At 75.5% G+C, this 5,119-nt stretch carries 7 protein-coding genes; 1 reads left to right on the plus strand and 6 read right to left on the minus strand.

Annotated elements, in window-relative coordinates; translation table 11 throughout:
• The 3 genes from JZ5iCDA_RS15460 to JZ5iCDA_RS15470 form a co-directional block, all read right to left on the minus strand.
• Positions 1-886, minus strand: an 886-nt coding sequence (locus JZ5iCDA_RS15460) for an ABC transporter permease (RefSeq protein WP_139123153.1), incomplete at its 3' end; no start/stop codon positions are given.
• A 28-nt stretch (positions 887-914) separates the two neighbouring features.
• The gene (gene modA / locus JZ5iCDA_RS15465; protein WP_253182122.1) at positions 915-1,784 is read right to left on the minus strand and encodes a molybdate ABC transporter substrate-binding protein; all 870 of its coding nucleotides are present in this window, start codon (positions 1,782-1,784) and stop codon (positions 915-917) included.
• The gene (locus JZ5iCDA_RS15470; protein WP_069387965.1) at positions 1,781-2,185 is read right to left on the minus strand and encodes a TOBE domain-containing protein; all 405 of its coding nucleotides are present in this window, start codon (positions 2,183-2,185) and stop codon (positions 1,781-1,783) included. The genes modA and JZ5iCDA_RS15470 overlap by 4 nt, the downstream gene beginning before the upstream one ends.
• A gap of 310 nt (positions 2,186-2,495) precedes the next feature.
• Here JZ5iCDA_RS15470 and JZ5iCDA_RS15475 point away from each other — a divergent pair, with 310 nt between their 5' ends.
• Positions 2,496-2,942: a GNAT family N-acetyltransferase gene (locus tag JZ5iCDA_RS15475; protein ID WP_436967413.1), complete on the plus strand. Its 447-nt coding sequence runs from the start codon at positions 2,496-2,498 to the stop codon at positions 2,940-2,942.
• A gap of 65 nt (positions 2,943-3,007) precedes the next feature.
• On the opposite strand, the gene JZ5iCDA_RS15480 is transcribed toward JZ5iCDA_RS15475, so the two are convergent.
• From JZ5iCDA_RS15480 to narJ, 3 genes are all read right to left on the minus strand, one after another.
• Positions 3,008-3,553: a DoxX family protein gene (locus JZ5iCDA_RS15480; protein WP_083260069.1), complete on the minus strand. Its 546-nt coding sequence runs from the start codon at positions 3,551-3,553 to the stop codon at positions 3,008-3,010.
• 132 nt (positions 3,554-3,685) lie between these two features.
• Complete coding sequence (narI, locus tag JZ5iCDA_RS15485; RefSeq protein ID WP_069387962.1) at positions 3,686-4,444, minus strand: respiratory nitrate reductase subunit gamma; 759 nt, start codon at positions 4,442-4,444, stop codon at positions 3,686-3,688.
• A partial coding sequence (gene narJ, locus JZ5iCDA_RS15490) for a nitrate reductase molybdenum cofactor assembly chaperone (protein ID WP_069387963.1) occupies positions 4,441-5,119 on the minus strand: 679 nt, incomplete at its 5' end. The genes narI and narJ, both read right to left, overlap by 4 nt.

Consider the following 5,119-nt stretch of genomic DNA (forward strand, 5'->3'; position numbering starts at 1 on the left):
GCGTCCGGGCGGCGTCGCCCGCCGTCGCGTCCGGGGCCGCCTCCACCGCGACCGACCGCGCGCGCCGACGTGGAGCCGGGCGTCGAGCCGCGCCGTCGAGCAGCCCGGGGCCGTGGACGGCCGCCGTGATGACCACGGCGACGACGACGAGGACGAGCGAGAGCGCGACCGCGGCGTCGGGGTCGGCGCTGCGCTGCAGGTAGATCTCGAGCGGCAGCGTCTGGGTGACGCCCTGCAGCGCGCCGGCGAACGTGATCGTCGCGCCGAACTCGCCGAGCGCGCGGGCGAACGCGAGGACGGCGCCGGACGCGAGCGCGGGCAGCACGCGGGGGAGCGTCACGCGGCGCAGCACGGTCGTCGGGCGGGCGCCGAGCGTCGCGGCGACGTCCTCGAGGCGCGTGTCCTGCGTGCGCAGCGCGCCCTCGAGGCTCAGCACGAGGAACGGCAGCGCGACGAACACCTGCGCCATGACGACGGCCGTCGTCGTGAACGCGATCTCGACCCCGAGCACCTCGAGGTGCTGCCCGACGAGGCCGCGCCGGCCGAACGTGTAGAGCAGGGCGATGCCGCCGACGACGGGCGGCAGGACGAGCGGGAGCAGCACGAGGGCGCGCGCGACGCGGCGGCCGGGGAACGTCGCGCGGGCCAGGACGAGCGCCATCGGCGCGCCGAGCACGACGCAGCACGCCGTGGCGACGAGCGACGTCCGCAGCGACAGCCCGAGCGCGTCGAGCGACGCCGGTGACGTGACGAGCGCCCACAGGCCGCCCGTGCCGTCGCGTCCGGGCGCGACGTCGACGCGGGCCACCATCGCCGCGAGCGGCACGACGACGAACAGCGCGCCGAGCACCGCCGGGACGAGGACCCATCGGGGGAGCGACCGCATCAGCGGTCCCCGGGCGCAGGACCGGGCGTCACGGCAGCCCGAAGCCCGCGTCGGCGAGGGCGGCGCGGCCGGCGTCGCCCGTGACGAGGTCGACCCACGCCCGCGCGAGCGCGACCTGGTCCGGCCCGCCGTCCTCGGCGGCGGCCACGACGGCGACCGGGTACGTGGTGACCACCGCGGCGGCCTCGGGCACGTCGACGACCGTGACGTCGTCGCCCGCGAGCGCCGCGTCGGTGACGTAGACGAGGCCCGCGTCGGCCTCGCCCGACGTGACCTTCCCGAGCACGTCGGTGACGCTGGCCTCCTCGCTCACGCGGTGGATCGCCACGCCCGCCGCGCCCTCGATCGCGTCCGTCGCGGCACCGCACGGCACCTGCGGGGCGCACACGACGACGCGCACGTCGGCGCGCTCCAGGTCCGCGAGGCCGTCGATCCCGGCGGGGTTCCCCGGCGGCGTCACGACCGTCAGCGTGTTCGTCGCGAACACGACCGGGTCGCTCGCGTCGCCCGCCTCGACGACGCGCTCCATGGTCCGCTCGTCCGCGGTCGCGAGGACGTCGGCCGGGGCGCCCGCGAGGACCTGGTCCGCGAGGTCCGACGACCCGGCGGACGACAGCGCGACCGTCACGCCCTCGTGCTCGGCCTCGAAGTCGGCCGCGAGCTGGGTGAACACGTCGCGCAACGAGGCGGCGGCGAGCACGGTGAGCGTGCGTTCCTCGGTGCCCGACGACGCAGGGTCGCCGCCGGCACCCGTCGTGCCGCACGCGGCGGTCACCGCGACGAGAGCCGAGACGGCGAGCCCGGCGACCGTCCGTCGTCGTGCACGGGTGACGGGCCGGCCAGCGGTGAGGGCGCGCCGTCGGGCGACCGGTGCCGGGCGGGCGGGGGGGTCGCTCACGCGGCGCCGCCGGGCGTCTCGACGACGACGTTGGTCGCCTTGACCACGGCGACGGCGAGGCTGCCCGGCTGCAGGTCGAGCTCGCGCACCGCCTCGGTGCTCATGAGCGACACGACGCGCTGCCCGCCGCAGAGCATCTCGACCTGCGACATGACGCGGTCGCTCACGACAGCGGTGACGAGCCCGACGAACCGGTTGCGGGCCGACCGCGCCACCCCGGACGGGTCGGGGACGGGCCGCGCCTGGTCGGCGGCGAACCGCGCCAGCTCCGCGCCGTCGACCACCTTGCGCCCGGCGTCGTCGGCGCTCGCGACGATCTCGCCGGCGTCGACCCACCGGCGCACGGTGTCGTCGCTCACCCCGAGCAGGCTCGCGGCCTGGCTGATCCGATAGTGCGGCACGATCGCGAGCATATCCCCGCACCTGCGGATGTGCGGGTGTGGCCGAGGGTTCGCGCACCTGTCGCGCCACGGCGTGGTTCGGTCGAGCGACGCGTCTTCGCTCGAGTGCTGCGTCCACAGACGCAGCGCTCGGTCGGAGACGCAGCGCTCGGTTGGGCACGCAGCGCCCGACTGCGAAGCGCGGGCGACGGGCGTCGTCGGGGCTGGTCCGGACCGGCACGTGTGGCACCCTCGACCCGTGACCGAGACGACGACTGCTCCCGACCCGGACCGTACGCTTCCCGCCGGGAGGGGACGCGTCGTCGTCGCGGTGGAGCCCCCGGAGCGCGACGACGTGCTGGCCCTGCTGCAGGAGCACCTCGACGACATGTTCGCGACGTCGCCGCCGGAGAGCGTCCATGCGCTGGACGTGGGGCGGTTGCGCGTCCCGGAGATCACGTTCGTCACCGCGCGCGACGCCGAGGGCACGCTGCTCGGCTGCGGCGCCCTCAAGCGGCACGAAGCCGTCCTCGGCGAGCTCAAGTCGATGCGCACGACCGCCGCGGCCCGCGGGCGCGGTGTCGCGACGGCGGTCCTGACGTCCCTGCTCGACGTCGCCCGCGACCAGGGGCTCGCCCGCGTCAGCCTCGAGACGGGCGCGGAGGACTACTTCGCGGCGGCCCGCCGTCTGTACGCCCGCCACGGCTTCGTCGCGTGCCCGCCCTTCGCGGACTACACCGACGACCCGAACAGCGTCTACCTGACCCTCCCGCTCTGACGGACGACGAAGCCCCCCGACCGTGCGACGGTCGGGGGGCCTCGTGGTGGCGTCGGGGGGTGCGGTCATGCCTCGAGCTTCAGGCGCGCGCCGAGGGCGACGGCGGCGACGACGGCTGCACCGGCGACGAGCGCGACGTCCTTGAGGACGTACTGGCCGAGGAGCGTCATCCCGTGGCCGAAGAGGTCGCTCGTGAAGAGGACGACCGGGGAGAGGATGCCGACCAGGGCGACGGCGAGGGCGACGAGCCCGACCTTGAGGAACCGGCCGGTGACGAGGCACAGGCCGATGAGAGTCTCCAGGACCGCCGTGAGGAGCACCGCGGCCGTCCCGCCGACGAGCCCGAACGTCAGCGTCTCGACGGTGCGTGCGGCGATCTCCTCGGCGGGGCTGGCGCCGGGGACGAACTTGAGGACGCCGAAGCAGAGGAAGACGAGGCCGAGCGCGACGCGGAGCGCCGGCACGGACCACCGGGTCAGGAACCGTGCGGTCGCGGCGACCGCCGTGTCGACGCGGCCCGTGACGGCGGCGACGAGGCGGCGCGTCGTGGGGGCCGGTGGGACGGCGGGGTGGGGGCCGGCGGGCGCGGGCGTCGGGGCCGTGCTGAACATGGTGGAACCTCCTCCAGGGGTGGGAGCGGTCGGGGTGGCCGCTCCTGGAAGGAGGCGTACGGGCGGCGGCCAGGGGCGCCGGCACCGGGTTTTCACCCGCACGGCACGGTCACGCCGAGGTGTCGTCGTAGGTCAGCGGCGGCGAGGAGGAGCGGTCGGGTCCCACCCGGGCCGCGGCGCCCGCGACGCCACGGACGCGTCGCGCGACCGGTACACGACGTACGGCCGGAACAGGTAGGGCACGGGCGCGGAGAACGCGTGCACGAGCCGGGTGAACGGCCACAGGGCGAACAGCAGCATCGCGGTGATGATGTGTACCTGGAACGCGGCGGGCACGCCGGCCATGAGCTCGGGCTGCGGCTGGAGGTACCAGAGGGAGCGGAACCAGGGGGAGATGGTCTGCCGGTAGTCGTAGCCGTGCCCGCCGGCGAGGATCTGGGTCTGCACGGTGGCCCAGGCGCCGGTGAGGATGGACGCGGCGAGGAAGGCGTACATGGTCTTGTCCATGCGCGTCGTCGCGAGGAACACGGGCCCGGTGGTGCGGCGGCGGTAGACGAGGATGAGCAGCCCGGCGACGGCGACGACGGCGGCGACGGACCCCATCGACGTCGCGATGAAGTGGTAGAAGCCCTCGCTGATGCCGACGGCCTCGGTCCAGGAGCGCGGGACGACGAGGCCGAGGAAGTGCCCGAGGACGACGAACAGCAGGCCGAAGTGGAACAGCGGCGACCCGAGCCGCAGGAGCCGGTTCTCGTAGAGCTCGCTGGACCGTGTGGTCCACCCGAACTTGTCGTACCGGTACCGCCAGACGGACCCGACGACGAGCATCGCGAACGTCACGTACGGCAGCACGACCCACAGCAGGACCTCGCCCGCGCTCACGCCGCTCATCGTCGTGCTCCTCTCGCCGCCGTGTCCGCGGGCCCGAACGGCACGAGGCCGTCGACGCCCTGCATCCCCTCGAGCCCGACCATCTCGCTGGGCGGTCCGGCCGTGACGAGCGCCTCGTAGCGTCGCGCGGTCGCGTCGTCGAGCGGCGGGAGGGTGAGGCACACGGCCTCGACGACGCCGGCCCACGGGGAGCCGAGGTCGGCGAGCGCGGCGCGTAGGACCTCGATGCCGTCGCGGTGGGCGCCGAGCAGCCCGGCGGCGATGGCGGCGTCGTCGCCGGTGGTGCGCGCGGAGAACTCGAGCACGGTCGGGAGGTAGTCGGGCAGCTCGGGCCCGCCCGCGGTGGTGCGGGCGGCGAGCTCCCAGCCGGCGGCGCGGTAGGCCTCGACGAACCGGACGAGCGCGAGCCCGCGCCGCCGGGTGTCGCCGGCGGCGTAGTACGACAGGTACATCGAGCACTTGCGCTTGAGGTCGAACGTCGCGACGTACCGCGCCTGGAGCTCCCGCAACCCGCCCTGGTCGGGCGTGGCGCCCGACGCCGCGGCGTCGAGCACGTCGCAGAACGCGCCCAGGCGCTCGGCCACGGGGGCGGGCAGCCCGGGGAGCGCGGGCCGCACCGCCGCGGCGGCGGCGAGCACGTCGTCGTCGGGGTAGGCGAGCAGGAGCGAGGCCGCC

Origin of the sequence: Cellulosimicrobium cellulans (genome assembly GCF_001722485.1) — a bacterium.
Lineage (GTDB): Bacteria > Actinomycetota > Actinomycetes > Actinomycetales > Cellulomonadaceae > Cellulosimicrobium > Cellulosimicrobium cellulans_A.